The 20,991-nt window shown below is 47.1% G+C and carries 22 protein-coding genes, 3 tRNA genes and 1 pseudogene; 4 read left to right on the forward strand and 22 right to left on the reverse strand.

Going from position 1 to position 20,991, the window contains the following annotated elements:
- Nucleotides 1-64: 64 nt before the first annotated feature.
- Nucleotides 65-523: a hypothetical protein gene (locus B5F71_RS09100; RefSeq protein WP_143269873.1), complete on the reverse strand. Its 459-nt coding sequence runs from the start codon at nt 521-523 to the stop codon at nt 65-67.
- 247 nt (nt 524-770) lie between these two features.
- Here B5F71_RS09100 and B5F71_RS09105 point away from each other — a divergent pair.
- From B5F71_RS09105 to B5F71_RS09120, 4 genes are all read left to right on the forward strand, one after another.
- Nucleotides 771-844, forward strand: a tRNA-Asn gene (locus tag B5F71_RS09105).
- A gap of 26 nt (nt 845-870) precedes the next feature.
- Nucleotides 871-944 (forward strand) — tRNA-Asn (locus tag B5F71_RS09110).
- Between the two features lie 26 nt (nt 945-970).
- Nucleotides 971-1,044 (forward strand) — tRNA-Asn (locus tag B5F71_RS09115).
- Between the two features lie 189 nt (nt 1,045-1,233).
- Nucleotides 1,234-2,160, forward strand: a complete 927-nt coding sequence (locus B5F71_RS09120) for a magnesium transporter CorA family protein (protein WP_087209546.1) — start codon at nt 1,234-1,236, stop codon at nt 2,158-2,160.
- Nucleotides 2,161-2,242: 82 nt separating this feature from the next.
- Here B5F71_RS09120 and B5F71_RS09125 read toward each other — a convergent pair whose 3' ends face one another.
- The 21 genes and pseudogenes from B5F71_RS09125 to rplR all read right to left on the reverse strand — a co-directional run bounded on the left by B5F71_RS09125 (nt 2,243) and on the right by rplR (nt 20,989).
- Entirely contained in the window at nt 2,243-4,180 is a 1,938-nt protein-coding gene (locus B5F71_RS09125) for a protein-disulfide reductase DsbD domain-containing protein (RefSeq protein WP_241148581.1), read from the reverse strand.
- A gap of 27 nt (nt 4,181-4,207) precedes the next feature.
- Nucleotides 4,208-4,621, reverse strand: a pseudogene (locus B5F71_RS09130) (TlpA disulfide reductase family protein); the annotation flags it as partial.
- A gap of 132 nt (nt 4,622-4,753) precedes the next feature.
- Complete coding sequence (locus B5F71_RS09135; RefSeq protein ID WP_087209552.1) at nt 4,754-5,908, reverse strand: TlpA disulfide reductase family protein; 1,155 nt, start codon at nt 5,906-5,908, stop codon at nt 4,754-4,756.
- Nucleotides 5,909-6,009: 101 nt separating this feature from the next.
- Nucleotides 6,010-7,467: a RagB/SusD family nutrient uptake outer membrane protein gene (locus B5F71_RS09140; protein WP_087209554.1), complete on the reverse strand. Its 1,458-nt coding sequence runs from the start codon at nt 7,465-7,467 to the stop codon at nt 6,010-6,012.
- A 39-nt stretch (nt 7,468-7,506) separates the two neighbouring features.
- On the reverse strand, nt 7,507-11,034 hold the full coding sequence (locus B5F71_RS09145) for a SusC/RagA family TonB-linked outer membrane protein (RefSeq protein WP_158098068.1): 3,528 nt from the start codon (nt 11,032-11,034) through the stop codon (nt 7,507-7,509).
- A gap of 43 nt (nt 11,035-11,077) precedes the next feature.
- Nucleotides 11,078-12,187 carry a FecR domain-containing protein gene (locus tag B5F71_RS09150; RefSeq protein ID WP_022038683.1) on the reverse strand — a complete coding sequence of 370 codons (1,110 nt, stop codon included), beginning with the start codon at nt 12,185-12,187 and terminating at the stop codon, nt 11,078-11,080.
- 65 nt (nt 12,188-12,252) lie between these two features.
- A complete protein-coding gene (locus B5F71_RS09155) occupies nt 12,253-12,822 on the reverse strand; it encodes a sigma-70 family RNA polymerase sigma factor (protein ID WP_087209560.1) in 570 nt (189 codons plus the stop codon).
- Between the two features lie 314 nt (nt 12,823-13,136).
- Nucleotides 13,137-13,739, reverse strand: a complete 603-nt coding sequence (locus tag B5F71_RS09160; RefSeq protein WP_087209564.1) for a ribonuclease HII — start codon at nt 13,737-13,739, stop codon at nt 13,137-13,139.
- A gap of 147 nt (nt 13,740-13,886) precedes the next feature.
- Entirely contained in the window at nt 13,887-14,402 is a 516-nt protein-coding gene (gene rplQ, locus B5F71_RS09165) for a 50S ribosomal protein L17 (protein ID WP_022038679.1), read from the reverse strand.
- A 3-nt stretch (nt 14,403-14,405) separates the two neighbouring features.
- Complete coding sequence (locus B5F71_RS09170) at nt 14,406-15,398, reverse strand: DNA-directed RNA polymerase subunit alpha (protein WP_087209566.1); 993 nt, start codon at nt 15,396-15,398, stop codon at nt 14,406-14,408.
- A 13-nt stretch (nt 15,399-15,411) separates the two neighbouring features.
- Nucleotides 15,412-16,017, reverse strand: a complete 606-nt coding sequence (gene rpsD, locus B5F71_RS09175; RefSeq protein ID WP_022038677.1) for a 30S ribosomal protein S4 — start codon at nt 16,015-16,017, stop codon at nt 15,412-15,414.
- Nucleotides 16,018-16,140: 123 nt separating this feature from the next.
- Nucleotides 16,141-16,530 (reverse strand): 30S ribosomal protein S11, encoded by a 390-nt coding sequence (gene rpsK, locus B5F71_RS09180; RefSeq protein ID WP_007567382.1) that lies wholly within the window; start codon nt 16,528-16,530, stop codon nt 16,141-16,143.
- A gap of 11 nt (nt 16,531-16,541) precedes the next feature.
- Complete coding sequence (gene rpsM / locus B5F71_RS09185; RefSeq protein ID WP_022038676.1) at nt 16,542-16,922, reverse strand: 30S ribosomal protein S13; 381 nt, start codon at nt 16,920-16,922, stop codon at nt 16,542-16,544.
- Nucleotides 16,923-16,958: 36 nt separating this feature from the next.
- Nucleotides 16,959-17,075, reverse strand: a complete 117-nt coding sequence (ykgO, locus tag B5F71_RS09190) for a type B 50S ribosomal protein L36 (RefSeq protein WP_087209568.1) — start codon at nt 17,073-17,075, stop codon at nt 16,959-16,961.
- A 12-nt stretch (nt 17,076-17,087) separates the two neighbouring features.
- Nucleotides 17,088-17,306: a translation initiation factor IF-1 gene (infA, locus tag B5F71_RS09195; RefSeq protein WP_022038675.1), complete on the reverse strand. Its 219-nt coding sequence runs from the start codon at nt 17,304-17,306 to the stop codon at nt 17,088-17,090.
- A 3-nt stretch (nt 17,307-17,309) separates the two neighbouring features.
- Nucleotides 17,310-18,107 (reverse strand): type I methionyl aminopeptidase, encoded by a 798-nt coding sequence (gene map, locus B5F71_RS09200; protein ID WP_087209570.1) that lies wholly within the window; start codon nt 18,105-18,107, stop codon nt 17,310-17,312.
- A 12-nt stretch (nt 18,108-18,119) separates the two neighbouring features.
- Nucleotides 18,120-19,463, reverse strand: a complete 1,344-nt coding sequence (secY, locus tag B5F71_RS09205; protein WP_022038673.1) for a preprotein translocase subunit SecY — start codon at nt 19,461-19,463, stop codon at nt 18,120-18,122.
- A 4-nt stretch (nt 19,464-19,467) separates the two neighbouring features.
- The gene (gene rplO / locus B5F71_RS09210) at nt 19,468-19,914 is read right to left on the reverse strand and encodes a 50S ribosomal protein L15 (protein WP_022038672.1); all 447 of its coding nucleotides are present in this window, start codon (nt 19,912-19,914) and stop codon (nt 19,468-19,470) included.
- A gap of 23 nt (nt 19,915-19,937) precedes the next feature.
- Nucleotides 19,938-20,114, reverse strand: coding sequence for a 50S ribosomal protein L30 (gene rpmD, locus B5F71_RS09215; RefSeq protein ID WP_022038671.1), 177 nt, complete (start codon nt 20,112-20,114; stop codon nt 19,938-19,940).
- An 11-nt stretch (nt 20,115-20,125) separates the two neighbouring features.
- Entirely contained in the window at nt 20,126-20,641 is a 516-nt protein-coding gene (gene rpsE, locus B5F71_RS09220; RefSeq protein WP_022038670.1) for a 30S ribosomal protein S5, read from the reverse strand.
- 6 nt (nt 20,642-20,647) lie between these two features.
- Nucleotides 20,648-20,989, reverse strand: a complete 342-nt coding sequence (rplR, locus tag B5F71_RS09225) for a 50S ribosomal protein L18 (protein ID WP_087209576.1) — start codon at nt 20,987-20,989, stop codon at nt 20,648-20,650.
- Nucleotides 20,990-20,991: the final 2 nt, after the last annotated feature.

Below are 20,991 nucleotides of genomic sequence, written 5' to 3' on the forward strand. Positions count from 1 at the left end.
CTGACGAAGATATCTATCAGGCTATCATCAACAGGGAGGAAGATATGAAACATATTTGCGACATTTATAGATTAAAAGCTGCAAGTTGAACTTGCGAAACTTGAATTATTAATCTTACAACCGATGCAGCTATATGCTTCAAGTTCTTATTGACATTAATGTCGTTTTGCGGAATCAGGAAATAGCGGTTATGAGGAGACCAAGTACGTGTTTCAAACTGATAGTACACCGATGCCAATCCGGCAATCGCTTGCACCGTACTCATGACCGGCTTGCCGGCAAGCTCATCGGCAGTAACAGACGACACGGCACCAGTCAAATTCACTCTTTTCAGCGTACCGTAGCCTACCACCACTTCATCCAACACTTCTGTATCTTCTTCCAGAATGATCCGCATCTGCTTTCCCAAAGCAACCGGAATTTCTTGAATGGCATAACCTACATAGCTGACGCGCAACACGTCGACTTCACAATTGTCCACAATAAACTGTCCGTCAGTACACATATATAATGAATATCCCACTCAACAGTTTACAAACGCAACCTCATACAGACAGCCCGACATGCTTTAGAATGATGAAATGAAAAGCTAACACATCATCCCGATAAACATATACAACTGGACACAATTTAACCGTGTTGCTAGCACAATTATATACCATCAATTCCCTAAAATGCAAAAAAAAACCTCCTTTATAATATTTTTTCGGCCAAGTTGTTGCATAATTCAAAATAACCTTGTACCTTTGCCACGCAATTAAGGAAAACACTCTTCAGTAGCTCAGTCGGTTAGAGCATCTGACTGTTAATCAGAGGGTCGTTGGTTCAAGTCCAACCTGAAGAGCAAAAACAAAAGAAAGTAACATTCATTCTTCAGTAGCTCAGTCGGTTAGAGCATCTGACTGTTAATCAGAGGGTCGTTGGTTCAAGTCCAACCTGAAGAGCAAAAACAAAAGAAGACAACATTCATTCTTCAGTAGCTCAGTCGGTTAGAGCATCTGACTGTTAATCAGAGGGTCGTTGGTTCAAGTCCAACCTGAAGAGCAAAAAAGTTCGTTCGAAAGACGAACTTTTTTTATAACCATTAACAAACAAATCATTATGGACGATTCAAACTCGCGAACGTATACCGAAATTATTAACCGCTTCTTTACAGAAGCAAGCGGAGAATGAACGCTCTGATGATTCATGCTTGCTCCTGTATGAAAGCAAAACAAGAAAGGAGTAAAGCACATGAGAAAATACCTTTACTGTGAAGCTGGATTTGTAGAAAAGAAAAACTGGCTTCCCGGATGCTGGGTAAACGTAGAATGCCCTACCGATGATGATTTCAAATTCCTGACAGAAACTCTGAAAGTTCCAACTGCTTTCCTGCATGATATCGCCGACACTGACGAGCGGCCACGTACAGATACAGAAGGCAACTGGCAGCTCATTATCGTACGTATTCCGATACAGACACAAAGCAGCAAAGTGCCTTACAGCACTATTCCCATCGGCATCATCACCAACGATGAAATCACCGTATCTGTGTGCTACCACTCCAGCGAGATGATTCCAGACTTCATCCAGCATACACGCCGCAAGCAAATTCAGGTTCCCAATAAATATGAATTGATTCTACGGCTTATCTATTCTTCGGCTGTATGGTTCCTGAAATACCTGAAGCAAATCAATAATGAGGTAAGCAGTGCCGAAAAAGAACTGGAGCGAAGCATCCGTAACGAAGATTTGCTACGGCTGATGAATCTACAAAAAAGCCTGGTGTATTTCAATACCTCCATCCGGGGCAACGAAGTCATGATTAGCAAATTCCAGAACATTTTCGAGACCAAAGACCGTGAAAACAAGGAACTGACCGAAGACGTACTGATTGAACTGAAGCAAGCACGCAACATGGTAAATATCTACAGCGACATCCTTACCGGTACAATGGATGCCTTTGCCTCTATCATATCAAATAACGTAAACACGATTATGAGGCGCATGACTACGCTGTCTATTGTCTTGATGGTGCCTACATTAATAGCCAGCTTTTACGGCATGAATGTCGACATTCATTTAGAACATGTCCCACATGCGTTCTCCCTCATCATATGCCTGTCGGTTGTGCTTTCGGCAATGGCATTTATCATTTTCCGGAAAATAAAATGGTTTTAGGACTTATATGGAACACAGAGGCACAGAGACACGGAGAATAATATGCTAATCTGTCTTCGTGCCTCCGTGTTTTCTTCATTTTTTATAATTGAGCTGTCAATGTTTTCTTGGCGGGCGGGAAACAGATTGAATTATCGCAGCATTGATAGCTGACCGTACACTTCACTTCCCCTTTGCCCGTACCGCTTATTTTCTGACGGAAAAGGCAATCACCCGTATAAATGGTTGTTTTCGTGGCACCCAGCTGTGTAAAGGCAGGCGTTATCAAGTCTCCTTCCAGCTTACAGCCTTCGGGCAACGAAAACTCCAGTTCTGTCGGAAGGAACGGGTCTTCTTCCGATACCTGTGCATAGGTATGATATCCGGCATGCACTTTCATCCGCACCACCAGCTCGCGGCTGCCATCTGCCAAGGTCTCCACGTCCATCGACAGAGCCACCGGATTCTTCTCGTCCGTATCTTGCGCCAATGCCGGTTTCTTCGCTTCGTCCTGCCCGGCAGCTTTCAACACGCTGTAATCGTTTCCGGGAACAGAACGGTCTTGCGTGTCGACCAGCCACAACCAGCCGCCGGCTTCGGTAAAGAAGAGTTTGTCCCGATAGGTGTCATACCAGTCACGCCATTCGGCAGGAGCAGCGAAACGGCACAACGTATAGCGGTGCAACACGCGAGTCGCCAGTTCGGGTTCCACTCCTTTTTCGAGCATCGTGATGCAAGAATCCAACAGATGCTTGTCATTGTTGGCAATGCCCAAGGTGCGCACGTCTTCATCGATATCCAGGTCGTAACCCTCGGCAGTGGGATGGAACCAGTCGCGGTTCTTGTCGAAATAGCGCTGATATTCCGTGGCATCGTCCCCGAACACGTGATAAAGGGCAGGGAAACGCTGCTTCATGTACTCGGCATACGTCGGTTCCTTCGGTTGCCGGGAGTCCATGGACAAGTATATCTTCTCCGTGGCATCCAGTTCCTGGCCCTGTTCCTGTTTCGCTAAAGCCACTTTCTTGACACTGTCCACCGACTGATAGAACCGCCGGTGTGCTTCGTTGGATTCCTGCCAAGCCTTGCGCGACGCCGAGAACTTGCTGCGGTCGACAGACTTGCGCGTGGCGATGGTCTCGTCCAGCTTGCGGGCGATGATGTGCTGGCCGGAGAACTTCGATATGTAGACGATGGCATTCGCCAAGGCCGCCTTTCCCGCCTCGGTCAGGTAATCAGGCGAAGCGGAAAATCCCCAATGGAAGAAGTTGCCGTGACGGCCGATGGCCACGGCGTCGATGCTCTTGGCACATGCGCCGCTGGAGATGACTTCCGCTTCCGGCGAGTCGAGGAAACCTTCGGGACGGCTCACCATGCCGATGCGGTAGGAGCGGTCGGTGGTGTACGACTTGGTCTGCACCGTCCACATCTCCGTCTCGGCGGGCAACGTGTAGCCGTCCATCTCGGCATACTCGAAAGCCATCGGGGGCGTGGGCTTCATCTCGGGTTGAATCTTCACCTTGAAAGGTCCCTGGAAAATCGGATGGTCCTTCTTCCAGCCCAAGGCGTCCGCATCCAGGCAGAGGCAGAACCAGTCACACTTGGTGCCGATGCTGCGCCCGATGTCCTCGCTGGCGTTGGCGATGCAGAGGGCGGCACGGTCGAAGTCGTCCGGCAGGTAGGCCACAGGCTCATACTTGGTGATTCTGCCCTGGGCGTCAAACTCGCGCACTTCGGGACGAATCGGGCGGGGCCTGCCGTCGAACACCGTCACATCGTATGCATCGGACATCGACGGGAGATACTCCTTGGCGTCAATCACCTTCACCTTGCGGAAGCGCGACTTCAGGAACTTGGCGAAAGAGGCCATGCGGGCTTGTGCCGACCGGGCCAACGTCGCGCTGTCCACTTCCACGCCGCCGACAACATCCAGCTCGGGGGAACCGCCCACATACAACACACTCACAGGCTGCTTGCCCTGGGCAAGCACGCATTGCATCGCGAACATGCAAAGCAATGCCGACAAAATAATCCGTTTCATATTCATCCTACGTCTTTTCGTTTCATCTCACTTGAACAATTCCTCCAAATAGGTGTAAAACTCGGGGCTCTCGCCTACCACCACCTTCAGGATTTTCCCCTCGGGGCTGATGACGACCTTCGTCGGATAGCCCTCGACGGCATACAGCGCGCTCACGTCCACGTCGCCTTCGTTCAGCACGTTGAGCCACGGCAGCTGGTGTTTCTCCACCGCCGCCTTCCAGCGCTTCTCCGTGTCGCGGCAGGCGATGCCGACAATCTCCATCTTGTCCTTGTACTTGGCGTAGGCCTCCTTCATCTCGGGGAAACCCTTGATGCACCACGCGCACCAGCTGCCCCAGAAGTCGAGCACCACATACTTGCCCCGCAGCGAAGAAAGCGCCAGGGGCTTGCCATGCAAGTCATTCAACGTGAAGTCCGGGGCATCGGCGCCCGTCTGGAGCGTCGCCCCATGTGCCATCCGGACGTCCATCCCGGAGGCAACGTCGCCGGCCGGCCGCGCAAAGGCGCACGCACACACCAGCATCAAGCCGAAAAACAATTCTTTTCTCATCGTGTTTGATAGTTTGTTTGGTTAATTTCCGAAAATTTCCTTCAATTTGGCATCCAACGCCTCATCATCGAACTTGCCGACGATGTTGCCCTCGCGGTCTATCAGGTACTTCGTGGGCAAGTAATGGATGGCATAGAGGTCGCTGATGTCGTTGGTGTGGTCCATGCCATCGAGGCCCTTGCTGCGGTCCCACTTCAGGCCGCGCAACACGTGGTGGAAATCCTGGATGCCGTCTTTCCCTATCACTTCCTTCCACGTGTCGGGCTTGCTGTCATCGTCGGCCACGCAGAACACCTCCAGCCCCTTCGCGTGGTATTTCTTGTAGAGTTCCTTCACGTGGGGGAAGCTCTTGCGGCAGGGCACGCACCATGTCGCCCAGAAATCGAGCAGGACGTATTTGCCCCTCAGGTCGGCGATGCCGATGGAGTCGCCCTTCCAGCTCACGACGCGGAAAAGAGGAGCAGGCCTACCTGGCTGCACACGTTCCAATGCCGCCAATCCGTCACGGACACTCCCGACATTCCCGTATTGTTTCACTTCGGGAGCCATGTTGTCATAAATCGACTTCAGTTCATCATATGTCATGTTTCCCATCAGGAAAGGCAAATAGCTGAGAGCCACAAACGAATGCGGACGAGACTTGACAAAAGACAGCTGAATGCCTTTCGCACTGTCGGCATACATCTCCTGTTGTTTCTGGAAATAAGCCTTCCGCTCGGCAGATGCATTTCCTGAAACCGAATCGCGCATTGCCTGAACATAGGCGTAAAGCGGGTCGAGGACAGTATTCAGGCTGTCGCTTTCCGCCTGCGCCGCAGAGCCTGTTACTTCCGGCTTCGAGAAATTGGCCGTATCGATAGCAACGGTCAGTTCGCCCGACTCAATGAACAGCCCGGCATATTTCACATTGCGGTAATCCATCGGATTGCCGATGTACAGCGTGGCTTGCGCCACAGGGACTTCCATCGGTCGCGAGAAGCGGAACGCACCGTTGGCTATGCGTGTGCTATCGGTCACTTGCACGGTATCGCGCACGGTATAGGCGAGGTGAATCCACTCGCCTTCGTACCCATTGATGGTTCCATCCAGTTTCAACTGATTGTCGGGCTGCGAAGCGCAACCGACCATCATCGTGCAGCCCACCAAGGCTGCTATCCAAAAAGGTTTTGTTTTCATGTTACAATTATTTTTTATGTTTTTTCTCTTGTCTTTACCGCCAACAATCGCTGGCAAATCGTCTGCCCCTCAGAAATGGAGCCTAAGGGCGACAGAACGGCTTATTTATAATTCTGCGTGATATTCGGATTGTTTGCCAGCACATTCTGCCCAAAGGGGAATATCCACAATGGCGAGTCGGGTGTCAGCGTGTAGGTGTTGCCCGCCAAGGTCTTGGTGAAGGTCTCTTCCCAGCCGCTCACCTGGTTCCAGCGCTTGCGATGGATGAAGTTGTAGACCGAATAGATGTTCTCGCCGTGCGACACCTGCTTGAGGTGACGGATGGCGTCGGCCTCGGTGGTCACCGTGCCTTCCAGCGGCTGGTAAGTCTCCGGCGCGAGGCGGTTGACGCGGATGGCGTCGAGGGCATGCATCGCCTCGGCGTAGTTGCCCTTGTGGATTTCCGCCTCGGCCACGATGAGGTACATCTGCGTGGTCCTCAGCCCCGCCATGTTCCAGCCCGAGCTCAGGTCCATGGTCATGATGTAACGGTCGTCCAGTCCCAGCGAGGTCGTCGCCATGCCTGGCATAGTGCCGGCATACATCTTTTTATCGGTGTCTATCAGTTCCAGCGTGGCATATCCCGGCTCGAAGCGCTCCATCGACTCAGGGGTCAGGGCTTCGAAGTACTCCATGTAATAGGTGAAGAACATGTCTTCCTGGCACTCCAGTTGCGGACGGAGCAACACGTTGTAGGGATTGCCGGTCGCGTCGGCGGAAGTGGTCAGCATCTCGTAGTAGTTGTCCACCGCGCCGTTGAGGGCAAGAGCCTGGCGTGCCGCCTCTTCGGCTTCGTCGAACCGCTGCATGCTCAGCAGCGCCAGTGCCTTGACGGCATAGGCGCAAGGCTTGCTCATGCGCATGCGGTTCACCGCCACGGTGGGCATCCCGTCGAGGTCGATGGCCTCCTGCACGTCGGCGAGGATGTGGTCGTACACCTCCTGCACGGTCATCTTCACCGTGGGCTGCGCCACGTCCTGCGTCTCGAGCACGTAGGGCACGCCCGGGTCTTCGGCCGCCGTGGCGGGATTGTATGCCTTGGCAAACTTGTTCACCACGAGGTAGTGGAAATAGGCGCGCAGGGTCAACGCCTCGCAGCGCAACTGGTTTTTCACCGCCGGGTCGCCCGTGGCGGCGTCGATGTGCGAGAGGATGGGGTTCGCCACCTGGCCGATGACGCCATAATACGAGTCATATTCATCATCGCTGGCGGTCAGTTCCGCCAGCCTGTCCTGTAGCGAGGCGTCCCACTCGAGGATGATGGAAGTGCGCGTCGGCGTGGGCTGGCTCAGCAGATTCGGGACGTTGTTCAACGTCGTGATGACATCGCCCAGGAATTGCGGTCCGTCGCCCGAACTCATCTCATAGGGACGGTTGAGCAGCATTTCGAGCTGCGTGGTAGTGGAAAGCAGGTTCTTTCCTTTGGGCTGCACGTCGGTAAAATCGGAGCAGGAGCTGACGAGCATCGCCCCTCCCAGCAGGCAGCCATAGAGTATGTGTTTCGTTTTCATCTTTTTCATTGTCTTTTTATGGTTTCACAAGCTGTTTGTCACAAGTTGTCACAGGTTCACGTTCAGTCCGAAGATGAACGAGCTCGGCTGGCGGATGCCCAAGGTCTCGGGGTCGACGCCCACCTTGTTCTTCACCCACAGGTAGTGGGGATTGTCTATCTGGAAGCTGAGGACAAGACGGTTGATGCCCAGGTGGCGCATCCACGAAGCCGGGAACTCGTAGCCGAACACGATGTTGCGGATTTTCAAGAAATCGGCATTGCGCACGGAGATGTCGCTATACGACGGTTCCGAGCCCAAAAGCGTGGAGCTATAACGTCCGATGCCCGGCGTGTTGGTGGGATGTTCCGGCGTCCAGGCATTGGCGAAATAGCTGGGTAGAGCCTGGTAAGGCACGCCACCCATGATTTCGGATTCTGCCAAGGCACGCATCTTGTGTCCGCCATAATAAGCCATCAGCACACTCAGGCTGAAGCCGTTCCATGTAAAGCGGTTTTCCATGCCCATGATGGTCTTCGGTTCGGTCTGCCCGGAATATTCCAGGATGCTGATGCTACGGCTAGTCGCTGTATGCGAGGTTCCTCCGTCTTCCACGTACCACAGCGTCTGCCCTTTCTCGCCCGGCACGTCACTGATGCCCGCAAAGCGGTACGACCACAGGGCACTGGACGGATAACCGGTCATGTACGGGGTATTGATAAGCTGGTAGGCCGAAGTGGCAGGGTTCTGCACGTCGGTCACCACGTTCTTGTTATAGGACATCGTGAAGTTGGTGGTCCATCCGAAGGCACGGCGGCGATGGGGCACGAACCAGTTGTAGCTGAGGGCCAGTTCCATACCGCGGTTGCGGATGCTCGCCGTGTTGTAGTACATCGAGGTGAATCCGGTGGTCGGGTCGAGCTGGCGCGGCGCGAAGATGTCGGTACCCATCTTGTTATAGAAGTCCAGCGACCCCTGCAGGCGGTTGTTGAAGAACGAGAAGTCGACGCCGACGTTCGTGGTGGTGTTGCGTTCCCACTTCAGGTTCGGATTGGCAGGGCTTTCTATCGACCCGTAGGGCAGATTGGTATATTTGTTCACTTCGGTCGACGTGGCGGTCATATAGCTGGTGGCACCCTGGTAGATGTTACCCGTCACACCGTAGCTAACACGCAGCTTCAAGAAGTTAATCCAGTCCACCGGCTTCAGGAACTCTTCCTGATGGAGGTTCCAGCCCGCACCGACCGACCACAACGGACGGCCACGGTATTTGGCGTTCAACCCGTAGACATCGGCATAGTCCTTGCGGAACGACCCGAAGACATTGTAACGGTCGTCGTACGTGTAGCTCAGGGTGAAATAGCCGGAAGCATAGCGGTGGAACTGCTCTATCACCACTCCCATGCCGTCACGGAAGTAAGGATTGAACACAAACTGCTGCGAGGGATAACCTCCTGCCAGCTGCATGTAGTAGCTGTTGTATCTCATCGTGCTCATCGTGCCGAAGTCCACCGTGTGCGTGGAGCTGTTCTGCAACTGGTCATCGTAGCCCAGGACGAGGGCTTTCGAACCGTTCGACTTCGTCTGGCGGAACTCCAGACCGGCAATGGCTGCCACGTAATGCTTGCCAAAGGTATTGGCATAATTCAGCTGTCCGCGGGCTGTCCAATAACGTCCGTAAGTATTGGTGGAACGCAGCATGCCCCCGTTCTCCGGCGTCATGTAGGTGACTTTCCCGTCGGCTCCTACCTGCGTATAGGCATTGCGGATGCTGCGTGCCGCGTGGCTCGCCTCGTTGGCAAACCAATCTTCTTGTGTCCGGTCGGTCTCGTAGATGAACTGCGCATTGGCGGTCAATCCCTTGATAATCTTGAACAGCAAATCGCCGTGATAACGGAGATGCTGGCGGCGGGTGGTCAACGTGTTGTTATAAAATTCGTCCTTGATGTTCACACCCAGGTCGTGAAAACCTTCGGCACCCTTGCTGCTCCAATAAGGGTTTCCATCATACCAATAATAAAACAGATTGGCGGAACCATCGTCGTTGTACATCCGTTCGTAGGCAGGAACCGCCCACGGGTTGGTGTGCTGCGAATTATAATCCTCACCCGGACCGACACTCTTGTCATAGATGCCGTTGATATTGAAAGTGGCCGTCAGCCAGGAAGCCACGTCGTAGCTCCCCTTGTAATTGATGTTGAGCGAACTCTTGTCGGAATGAATCTGTCCGCTGTTGTCGAACTTGTAATTCAGCGTCAAGTTGCTCTGGAACTTGTCGGAACGGCTGCGCAGCGACAGGTTGTATTGTTGCAGAATCTGCTGCTTGTAGATGTTGTCGCCATATTCCTTGGCAAAATTGTTCTTCTTCAAGCCATTCAAATAGTCATTCAATTCCTGATTGGTGATTTCGCCCTGTGCCAGCCGGTAATAAGCATACTGAATGGGAGAGATGGCACTCGATCCACCCTCGATTGTCTGATACGTACTCTCCAACGGGTCGGCAACTTCACCGTCGTTATCGAAGAAATAATAATTCCAGTAGTCCGACTCGATGTCTACCTGCTGTTCGGGAGTGAGGTAGAAGTTGTCGGCATAATCCATGTTTTTCTTTTCCCAAATGGTCAGGTTGGTGGAAAAATCAATGTCAATCTTCCCTTTCTCCTTCGCGCTCTTGGTCGTGATGACAATGATACCATTGGAAGCCCGCGCACCGTAAATGGCCGTTGCGGCAGCATCCTTCAGGACATTGACACTTTCGATGTCGTAAGGGTTCAAGTCTTCTATCCTTCCCTCGATAGGCACGCCGTCCACTACCAGCAACGGATTGGTCTCGGCATACAACGAACTGGTACCACGAATGGTTATCTTGCCATCCTGCGTGCTCAAACCAGCCACACGACCTTCCAGGTTGTTCAAGATATTCGGCGTATAGCGAGTCTGTAAATCTTCGGCGCGGACAATGGCGACCGAACCTGTCATTTTCTCCTTGGCAATGTCCTGATAACCGGTCACGACCACTTCATTCAACATCGTGTCGTCATCTTTCAGGGTAAAGACCGTATTCGAACCCGGTTCCACATCCGCCTCGATGGTCTTCTTGCCCAAGAAAGAAATCACCACCGTCGCCTTACTGCCGCTCACGCCCGGAATGGCAAAACGTCCGTCCATATCGGTAATCATACCCTTACGGGTTCCTTTCAGCAAAACCGAGGCACCGATGACCGGCTCTCCTCCTTCGTCAAGCACCTGTCCCGACACGGCAGCCCTTGCCTGCGCACCTTGGGAGGTCTTCGGTTTGGAAACGATAGTATAGATACCGTTTTTCTCTGTATAAGTCAAGGAAGTATTAGCCAACAATGCGTCCAATATTTCGGTAATATCCTTTTCCCGGAACACCTGCGCCCGACAGCGGATATGTGCAGCTACATCGGTGTTATACACCAGCTGGATATCACTGTTCCGCATAATTTGTTGGAAAGCCTGGTCCAGCGTTCCCCGTTCGATGCGGACAGAAAGCGCCTGTGCCAGCAGCGAAGCCGGAAAAGCCAAAGCACCTCCCAGCATCAAAGCACAAAAACAATTAACGATTCGTTTCATAAGCATTCTCTACTTTTTTATCACTATATATATTATCAACTGATTATTCGGAAATGATGATGCGTTTGCCTTGCAACTTAAACTTCAGTCCCGAAGTCTTTTCATAACTGTCTAACAAAATACGGATATCATCGTAACGATACAAACGCCCCGAAAGCCGGACATGACGCACAGCATCGGAAGTGAATACAGGGGTAAAGTCATACCAACGCGACAAGGTTGTCATAATTTCCTCCAATGTCTCACCGTGGAATACAAACTGATGGTTGACCCACGCCACATACTGGGAAACATCGACCGGATGCACCGCTACTTCTCCCGAAGCTGCATCATATTCCAAACGCTCGGAAGGATGCAACCGGACTTCTTCTCCTTCTGACGGCTGAAAACCGACATTGCCTTCGACCAACACTGCCGACAAAGGCTCGCCTGCATAACTGGAAACATTGAAACGAGTACCATACACACGAATAGCTCCCTCGTCTAAAGACACGACAAACGGATGCCGGCGGTCCTTCGTCACATCAAAAAATGCCTCACCTTTTAAATAGACTTTCCGTTCCTCACCCTTGGTAAAAGTGACCGGGAAGCGTAGTTCCGACTCGGAGTTAATCCATACCTGTGTGCTGTCGGGCAAACGGAATACATACTCCTGACCGGCTTCGACCGTCAACGTATTATAAGGAACAGTATCAGACTTGATATCCAACGAAACCGATGTTACCAATTCATCCACCACCTGACGGTCGACATCTGCAATATCAAACTGCCTTCCGTCTGCCAAAGTCAACACCGCTCCGCCTTTACCAGGAAAAATCTGTTGCTGCTCATGCTCGCCCCAAAAATAAAAAGAAAGCGAAAAAAGCAACACAAACATAGCAGCCACACTTCCCCACCGAAGTAAGCGGATGCGCCGTTGCCTGCCGAATACCTGACGCGAAAAGCGGTCTGCCATTTTTTCTCCATAATCTTCGTGTTGCAAACGGAGAATAAGCCTCGCCAATTGTTTACTACGAATCTGCTCGTACAGGTTCCGGTTTTCTTCCGAAGCCCGCAACCATTCATCCAAACGGCGATTGTCTTCCTCGCTCAAAGGGACTTCTAAAATCCGTTGAGCAATCAAATGGGATATATCTTTATTATTTTGACACATATTTTCGTCTCTTTATTACAATAGACGGTCAATATGCGCCAAAAGTATGACAAAGCATTACGATTTTAACACATGGAAGAATATAAAAGTAATAAGAGAGGAAGAAAGTCCTCTTTCGAAAGCGAAGATGCAAGCTGCTTGATGGCACGATATTTCAAGGTCTTCACTGTATTAATGGAAATATGCAGGGCATCGGCGATTTCGGGCATTGTCTTCCCGTCCATACTCATCAAGATAATGCGCCGGCTCTGAGGAGACAGTTTATGGATTGCCGCAGCAATCAAGTGTGAACTTTCAGCTTCGATGATATGCTGTACAAAAGATTCATTGGAAGACACCTCCATATAATCATCCAGACTCCGTTCGTTCTCACCCGCAGTGAAATACGTCCATTTATCAATGATGGTATTCCGAAGTATCGAATAAAAATAATTTTGCACGGAGTTGACTTTGCCGATTGTCTTCCGGTGAGTCCAAAGTTTTACATAAGCTTCTTGCAAGAAATCGTCAACAAGATCCGGATTATTGACATAGCGACTGGCAAAAGCATAAAACAAAGCAGAATTGTCTCGTATAAAACGCTTCATACAAGACTCATCCCACGTAGATATATCCAAAGGCAAGCCATCGTTCATTTTTCTATCCCAATATTAACAACCACCATAAAAACGGTAACAAAATAAACGTTTTTCAGCCAATTAAGCAACATTTATGGATAATTATTTTAAAAAGAAGGGACAAATTGTAAAAAAAATCAAAATGAATACCCCCATCCAATTATGCTTTTGCAATGATAGCTATGCTTCAACAGTTATAGAAGCAATGATAAAAGGCAAAGTATCCTATAATACTTGACCATAGAAGCAATGATACTTAGACGCCGGAGTTTACTACTATATGTTCCTCATTTTCTGTTCGGGCAAATCCAAAAGATAGCCCAACAGTAAATTCAAAAATCAAATGACAACTGACCATCACCCAAAAGATTGAAAGTCATCCGATGATAAGGAGTCGTACCATACAGCCGGATAGCCTCCCGATGTTTCTTTGTCGGGTATCCCTTGTTGCCCTTCCAGTCATACATCGGATATTCCTTATCCAAACAGTTCATATAATCATCCCGGTAGGTTTTCGCCAAAATAGAAGCTGCTGCAATAGACAGATATTTCCCGTCCCCCTTGACAACTGTCGTATGAGGAATGCCCGGATAAGGATTGAAACGATTTCCGTCAATCAACAGATGTTGCGGACGGATGGCAAGCTGTTCCACTGCTCTGTGCATAGCAAGAAAAGACGCATTCAAGATATTGATTTGATCAATCTCTACGGGTGAGACTACCCCTACTGCCCATGCTAAAGCATCGCTCTCAATAATGCCACGCAACTTATACCGTTGACGTTCTGTCAGCTTCTTCGAGTCATTCAACAACTCATTCTGATAGCCGGACGGTAAAATCACAGCAGCCGCATACACAGCACCGGCAAGGCATCCTCGCCCTGCTTCATCACATCCGACCTCTATCAAATCTTTATGTAAATAAGGTAATAACATCGTGTACATTCTCCTTTCACTTCATAAATGTTGCTTCTGCAAACAGACACAAGTACCAGTTCAGAGCAACAGAGGCATTTACGCCAAAAAACAAAAAAACCGGAATCTGAAAAGATTCCGGCCTCTTTTTATATTGCATTTACAGAATTATTCAGCTTTAGGGGCTTCCTCTGTAGTAGCTTCAGCAACAGGTGCTTCGGCTGTAGTTGCTTCAGCAGCAGGTGCTTCAGCGGCAGCAGCAGATGCAGACTTCTTAGAACGACGGGTGCGAGTTGCTTTTTTAGCAGCAGTCTTAGCCATGTTCTCATTATAGTCAACCAGTTCGATAAAGCACATTTCAGCGTTATCTCCCAAACGGTGACCGGTTTTGATAATACGGGTATAACCTCCCGGACGATCTGCAACCTTTACAGAGATTTCCTTGAAGAGTTCAGTAACGGCATATTTGTCTTGCAAATAGCTGAATACTACACGACGTGAATTAGTTGTATCGTCTTTTGAACGAGTAATCAACGGTTCTACGTACTTCTTCAAAGCTTTAGCCTTCGCAACAGTCGTAGTGATTCTTTTGTGCTTAATCAGAGAACATGCCATATTAGACAACATAGCGTGTCTGTGAGAAGCAGTACGACCTAAATGGTTAAATTTCTTATTGTGTCTCATTTTTTATTCTTTATCTAATTTATACTTAGAAATATCTGTTCCAAACGACAGATTCAGACTCTCGAGCAAATCATCAAGCTCCGTGAGCGATTTCTTACCGAAGTTGCGGAACTTCAACAAATCGGTCTTGTTGAACTGTACCAAATCGCCCAGTGTTTCCACATCGGCAGCCTTCAAGCAGTTCAATGCACGGACTGACAAGTCCATATCAACCAACTTGGTCTTCAGCAACTGGCGCATGTGCAAAACTTCTTCATCAAATTCTTCATTGCCGTCAGCATCTGCCGTTTCGAGTGTAATCTTCTCGTCAGAGAACAACATGAAGTGATAAATCAGAATCTTTGCAGCTTCTTTCAGCGCTTCTTTCGGGTGAATGGAACCATCCGTCGTAATCTCCAATACCAGCTTTTCATAGTCGGTCTTCTGTTCTACACGGTAGTTTTCCACCGCATATTTGACATTACGAATCGGAGTGTAAATAGAATCGATAGGAATTACATTCACATCGGTACAGAATTCCCGGTTTTCATCAGCCGGAACATAACCACGACCTTTGTTGATTGTAAGATCTATCTGCATAGTTGCTTTTGAATCTAAATGGCAAATAACTAATTCAGGATTTAACACTTCAAATCCGGTCAAATACTTACCAATATCACCTGCCTTAAATTCAGTAGAATTCTCAACGGTAATGCTAACCTTTTCATTTTCGAATTCCTCAACTATTTGCTTGAATCGAACTTGCTTCAGATTCAAGATAATGTTAGTCACATCTTCCTTCACACCGGGAACGGTTGCAAATTCATGCTCAACACCTTCTATGTGAATTGTGTTAATGGCATAACCTTCCAGAGAAGAGAGAAGAATACGGCGTAAAGCATTACCAACGGTAATACCGAAACCGGGTTCAAGCGGACGGAATTCAAACTTCCCATATTTAGAATCCGCTTCCAACATTAAGACTTTATCAGGTTTTTGAAATGCTAATATCGCCATGAAATTAATTATTTTATTTAGAGTACAATTCTACGATCAAGTGTTCTTTAATGTTTTCAGGAATGTCAGCTCTCTCAGGTTTATGCAACAATTTTCCTGTCTTAGAGTTCTCATCCCATTCCAACCAAGGATATTTGCTGTGATTGAATCCAGCCAATGAGTTTGCAATAACTTCCAGAGACTTAGATTTTTCACGAACACCAACCAATTGACCAGGCTTTACAGAATAAGAAGGGATGTTTACTACCTTGCCGTCTACTGTAATATGTTTATGACCTACCAATTGGCGAGCGGCAGCACGAGTCGGAGCGATACCCAAACGGAACACCACATTATCCAAACGGCACTCAAGACTTTGCAGCAAGATTTCACCAGTAATACCATTCATGCTTGCAGCCTTTTCAAACATATTACGGAATTGTTTTTCCAATACACCGTAAGTATATTTAGCCTTCTGCTTTTCTGCCAACATGACACCATATTCAGACGTCTTTCTGCGACGATTATTCCCATGTTGTCCAGGAGGATAATTTTTCTTTGACAAAACTTTATCAGCTCCAAAAATCGCTTCACCAAATTTACGTGCAATTCTTGTTTTTGGTCCAGTATATCTAGCCATTTTCTTTAATTTAAATTAATTGTTATTCATGAACTCAATTTGTTGCAGCCGCGATTACAGAAAGGAAATGCAATCCATGTATCTAACAAAATCAAGTTACACTTTAAATTAGGTTATCAAAAATTATACTCTTCTTCTTTTCGGAGGACGACAACCGTTATGAGGCAATGGAGTTACATCAATAATTTCTGTAACTTCAATTCCAGCACCGTGTACCGTACGAATAGCAGACTCACGTCCGTTTCCAGGACCCTTCACATAAGCTTTCACTTTTCTCAAACCAAGATCATACGCTACTTTTGCGCAATCTTGAGCAGCCATCTGAGCTGCATAAGGAGTGTTCTTCTTAGAACCTCTAAATCCCATCTTACCGGCTGAAGACCATGAAATAATCTGACCTTCACTGTTTGCCAAAGAAACGATGATGTTGTTGAATGATGAATGCACATGCAACTGTCCGTTAGCATCTACTTTCACATTTCTTTTTTTAGCTGCGACTGTTTTTTTTGCCATATCAACAATTATTATTTAGTAGCTTTTTTCTTATTTGCAACAGTTTTCTTTCTTCCCTTACGTGTACGAGCATTGTTCTTAGTGCTCTGACCTCTTACAGGAAGACCTAAACGGTGACGAACACCGCGATAGCATCCGATATCCATTAATCGCTTAATGTTCAACTGGATTTCTGAGCGCAAATCACCTTCCACCTTATATTCAGCACCGATGATCTCACGAATCTTTGCTGCCTGATCGTCTGTCCAATCTTTTACTTTCAGATCACGATCAACACCTGCCTTGTCCAAAATTTTTGCTGAACTACTGCGTCCGATACCATAAATGTATGTCAACGCAATCTCACCTCTCTTGTTCTGAGGTAAATCTACACCAACTATTCTTATAGCCATATACTAAATTATTTTTTCTGCAAAAATAATAATAAATTATCCTTGACGTTGTTTATACTTAGGATTTTTCTTATTAATAACATACAAACGGCCCTTACGTCTCACGATTTTGCAATCCGGCGTACGTTTTTTTAATGATGCTCTTACTTTCATATCTATATTATTTTATTTGTATCTAAAAACGATTCTTCCTTTGGACAGGTCATAAGGAGACATTTCCACACGAACCTTGTCACCCGGTAAAATTTTAATGTAATGCATTCTCATCTTGCCAGATATATGAGCAGTTATTTCATGCCCGTTTTCCAGCTCTACACGGAACATTGCGTTTGACAATGCCTCTACGATTACTCCATCTTGTTCTATTGCAGCCTGTTTTGCCATATATTAATTCTCTTTATTTTTCAATACCTCTTCTATATAATCAAATGATGATAAAATATCAACTTTCCCTAATCCTACAGCTACGGTGTGCTCAAAATGTGCGGCACACTTACGATCCATCGTACGGACAGTCCAACGGTCATTTTCCATTACGATTTTCCGACTACCCAAAGTTATCATAGGCTCGATAGCGATACACATACCTTTCTTCAACAAAGTGCCTGTGCCCCTTTTTCCATAATTAGGGACAGGAGGATCTTCATGCATCTCCTTTCCTATGCCATGCCCGACAAATTCGCGGACCACTTCATAAGATTGGGCTTCACAGTGCTGCTGGATAGCATATCCGATATCACCTAACCGTTTTCCATGTACAGCATTTTCAATACCTTTGTACAAAGCTTCCTTTGTCGTTTTCAATAAGGCAACAATCTCCGGAGCAACTTCCCCTACACAAAACGTATATGCAGAATCACCACAATATCCATTCATGTAAGTTCCACAATCAACCGAAATTATATCACCTTCTTTCAAAGGAATATCATTGGGAATGCCATGCACTACCTGCTCGTTCACCGAAGTGCAGATAGAACCAGGAAACGGACCTCCATAAGGATTCGGAAATCCTTTAAAAGTAGGAACAGCTCCATGGTCTCTAATAAACTCTTCAGCAACTTTATCCAGTTGCTTCGTAGTCACACCCGGCTTGATTAGTTTAGCCAGTTCAGCCAAAGTTTTCCCCACAAGGAGATTACTTTGGCGTAACAGTTCTATTTCATCATCAGTCTTTAGAAATATCATATTGAATGCAAATTAATATGCAGCAACGCCGGAACGGCCTTTTATTCTTCCCGAAGTGAGAAGACCGTCATAATGGCGCATCAATAAATGACTTTCTACTTGCTGTAAAGTATCAAGTACAACACCTACAAGAATCAACAGAGATGTTCCACCGAAGAATTGCGCAAACTCTGCCTGCACACCGAAAATACCGGCAAAAGCAGGAAGGATAGCGATAAGTGCCAAAAACAACGAACCAGGCAAAGTGATACGTGTCATAATCATATCAATATAATCAGCCGTACTTTTACCCGGCTTAATACCTGGGATGAAGCCATTATTCCGTTTCATGTCCTCTGCCATCTGATTCGGATTAATCGTGATTGCTGTATAAAACCACGTAAATACAATAATCAAAATAGCAAAAACCAGATTATACCAAAAACTGGTATGATCAACGAAAGCACGGGCAATTCCACTTGCCGAAGCAACATTCGAAAAACCGATAACAGTTATAGGAATGAACATTATTGCTTGCGCAAAGATAATCGGCATCACATTTGCAGCATTCACCTTCAAAGGAATGTATTGTCTTGCACCACCATATTGTTTGTTCCCGACAATACGTTTTGCATATTGCACTGGTATTTTACGGACTCCTTGCACCAGAAGGATAGCAGCAGCTATTACCAAAATCAGCACGATAATTTCAAGCAAGAACATGATAATACCCCCTGCTCCTGGAGAAGCAAGACGTGATACGAACTCACCGGAAAAGGCTTGCGGAAGACGGGCTATAATTCCAATCATAATTATTAAGGAGATTCCGTTTCCGATACCTTTATCTGTGATTCGTTCACCTAACCATAAAATAAACATACTTCCGGCTGCCAAAATGATGGTAGAAGTAATAATAAAGAAAGTCCAATCTAATGAAGCATTAAGAGCCGGACCTGCCTGCATTTTCAAGTTAATCAGATAAGAAGGAGCCTGAAAAATCAAAATGAATATAGTCAGAATTCGAGTATACTGATTGATTTTCCGACGCCCACTTTCACCTTCACGCTGTAGTTTCTGGAAATAAGGAACTGCAATCGCCAACAACTGAATCACAATGGATGCAGAGATGTACGGCATAATTCCCAATGCAAAAATAGAAGCATTGGAAAAAGCTCCACCAGAGAACATGTTTAACAAAGCAAGAAGACCTTCACTTGTTTGTTCATGCAACTTTGACAACATATCTGGGTTGATACCTGGAAGAACCACATACGAACCGAATCTGTAGATTGCGACAAACAATATAGTAATGAGGATCCGTTTTCTCAGATCCTCAATATTCCATATGTTCTTTAATGTTTCAATAGATTTTCTCATTGAATCAGAGTTTTACTGCATTACCACCAACGGCTTCGATTGCAGCTACTGCACTCTTGGAAAAAGCATGTGCTTCTACTTCGAGTTTAGTAGTTAAACTACCGTTACCAAGAACTTTCACTAATTGATTAGAAGAAACAAAACCTGCCTCAATCAGCTCATTAATGCCTACTTTAGACAAATTTTTTGCAGCTGACAGCTCTTGAATTACACTAAGATTAATAGCTTTATATTCAACACGGTTAATATTCTTGAAACCAAATTTAGGCACACGGCGCTGGAGAGGCATCTGCCCTCCTTCAAAACCAATCTTCTTAGAATAACCCGATCTTGATTTTGCACCTTTATGTCCTCTTGTAGAAGTTCCACCCAAACCAGAACCCGGACCACGACCTATTCTTTTTCTTGTCTTAGTAGAACCTGCTGCTGGACGTAAACTATTTAAATTCATATCGCAAAATTCTTTATTAATTATTACTTAACGATTGTAACAAGATGTCTCACCTTTTCAACCATACCCAGAACAGAAGGAGTAGCTTCACGCTCAACCACTTGATTCAATTTACGAAGTCCCAAGGTATCCAACGTTCTTTTTTGATTGGCAGGAGCACCTATTCTACTTTTAACTTGCTTAATCTTAATAGTTGACATGTAAAACCTCCTTATCCTCTAAATACTTTATCCAAACTTACACCTCTGTTTTGAGCAACCATACGGGCATCACGCATTTCACTGAGTGCCAAAATAGTAGCCTTTACCAAGTTATGAGGATTGGAAGATCCTTTAGACTTAGCCAAAACATCTGTCACACCTACGCTTTCCAATACAGCACGCATTGCACCTCCGGCAACTACTCCTGTACCTGTCGAAGCCGGTTTGATAAATACTTCAGCACCACCAAACTTTGCAGTCTGTTCGTGAGGCACAGTACCTTTCAATACAGGCACACGAGTCAGATTCTTCTTAGCGGCTTCCACACCCTTAGCAATTGCAGCTGTCACTTCACCAGCTTTACCAAGACCATAACCAATGATGCCGTCTTCATTTCCTACCACCACGATAGCAGCAAAACTAAAAGTTCTACCACCTTTCGTAACCTTCGTTACACGATTAATGGCTACCAGTCTGTCCTTTAATTCTATATCGTTAGTGATCTTAACTCTATTATTAATTGCCATAATCCATTAAAATTTAAGTCCACCGTTACGAGCAGCATCAGCTACCTCTTTTACTCTCCCATGATACAAGTAGCCATTACGGTCAAATACAACAGCCGTAATACCAGCTTCCTGGGCTTTCTTTGCAATCAGTTCACCAACCTTGGCAGCCTGTTCTTTCTTAGGCATTGCAGCCATTCCCAAAGAAGAAGCTGCCGCCAAAGTCTTGCCGCTCAAATCATCAATCACCTGAACATAGATTTGCTTGTTGCTTCTGAACACGCTCATACGAGGACGTTCCGGAGTACCTGAAATCTTGTTACGTACTCTATATTTAATCTTGATTCGTCTTTCTATTTTTGTTGTCATAA

Source organism: Bacteroides sp. An269, from assembly GCF_002159755.1.
Taxonomy (GTDB): Bacteria; Bacteroidota; Bacteroidia; order Bacteroidales; family Bacteroidaceae; genus Phocaeicola; species Phocaeicola intestinalis.

Excerpts from the sequence above, each read along its gene's own strand:
- rpsD (WP_022038677.1), bottom strand. The coding sequence starts at position 16,017 with ATGGCTAGATATACTGGACCAAAAACAAGAATTGCACGTAAATTTGGT.
- map (WP_087209570.1), bottom strand. The coding sequence starts at position 18,107 with ATGATATTTCTAAAGACTGATGATGAAATAGAACTGTTACGCCAAAGT.
- ykgO (WP_087209568.1), bottom strand. The coding sequence starts at position 17,075 with ATGAAAGTAAGAGCATCATTAAAAAAACGTACGCCGGATTGCAAAATC.
- rpsK (WP_007567382.1), bottom strand. The coding sequence starts at position 16,530 with ATGGCAAAAAAAACAGTCGCAGCTAAAAAAAGAAATGTGAAAGTAGAT.
- B5F71_RS09170 (WP_087209566.1), bottom strand. The coding sequence starts at position 15,398 with ATGGCGATATTAGCATTTCAAAAACCTGATAAAGTCTTAATGTTGGAA.
- infA (WP_022038675.1), bottom strand. The coding sequence starts at position 17,306 with ATGGCAAAACAGGCTGCAATAGAACAAGATGGAGTAATCGTAGAGGCA.
- secY (WP_022038673.1), bottom strand. The coding sequence starts at position 19,463 with ATGAGAAAATCTATTGAAACATTAAAGAACATATGGAATATTGAGGAT.
- rpsM (WP_022038676.1), bottom strand. The coding sequence starts at position 16,922 with ATGGCTATAAGAATAGTTGGTGTAGATTTACCTCAGAACAAGAGAGGT.
- rpmD (WP_022038671.1), bottom strand. The coding sequence starts at position 20,114 with ATGTCAACTATTAAGATTAAGCAAGTTAAAAGTAGAATAGGTGCTCCT.
- B5F71_RS09155 (WP_087209560.1), bottom strand. The coding sequence starts at position 12,822 with ATGAACGATGGCTTGCCTTTGGATATATCTACGTGGGATGAGTCTTGT.
- rplQ (WP_022038679.1), bottom strand. The coding sequence starts at position 14,402 with ATGAGACACAATAAGAAATTTAACCATTTAGGTCGTACTGCTTCTCAC.
- B5F71_RS09140 (WP_087209554.1), bottom strand. The coding sequence starts at position 7,467 with ATGAAAAAGATGAAAACGAAACACATACTCTATGGCTGCCTGCTGGGA.
- rpsE (WP_022038670.1), bottom strand. The coding sequence starts at position 20,641 with ATGGCAATTAATAATAGAGTTAAGATCACTAACGATATAGAATTAAAG.
- rplR (WP_087209576.1), bottom strand. The coding sequence starts at position 20,989 with ATGACAACAAAAATAGAAAGACGAATCAAGATTAAATATAGAGTACGT.
- B5F71_RS09135 (WP_087209552.1), bottom strand. The coding sequence starts at position 5,908 with ATGAAAACAAAACCTTTTTGGATAGCAGCCTTGGTGGGCTGCACGATG.
- B5F71_RS09160 (WP_087209564.1), bottom strand. The coding sequence starts at position 13,739 with ATGTTATTACCTTATTTACATAAAGATTTGATAGAGGTCGGATGTGAT.
- B5F71_RS09145 (WP_158098068.1), bottom strand. The coding sequence starts at position 11,034 with ATGAAACGAATCGTTAATTGTTTTTGTGCTTTGATGCTGGGAGGTGCT.
- B5F71_RS09125 (WP_241148581.1), bottom strand. The coding sequence starts at position 4,180 with ATGAAACGGATTATTTTGTCGGCATTGCTTTGCATGTTCGCGATGCAA.
- rplO (WP_022038672.1), bottom strand. The coding sequence starts at position 19,914 with ATGAATTTAAATAGTTTACGTCCAGCAGCAGGTTCTACTAAGACAAGA.
- B5F71_RS09120 (WP_087209546.1), top strand. The coding sequence starts at position 1,234 with ATGAGAAAATACCTTTACTGTGAAGCTGGATTTGTAGAAAAGAAAAAC.
- B5F71_RS09150 (WP_022038683.1), bottom strand. The coding sequence starts at position 12,187 with ATGTGTCAAAATAATAAAGATATATCCCATTTGATTGCTCAACGGATT.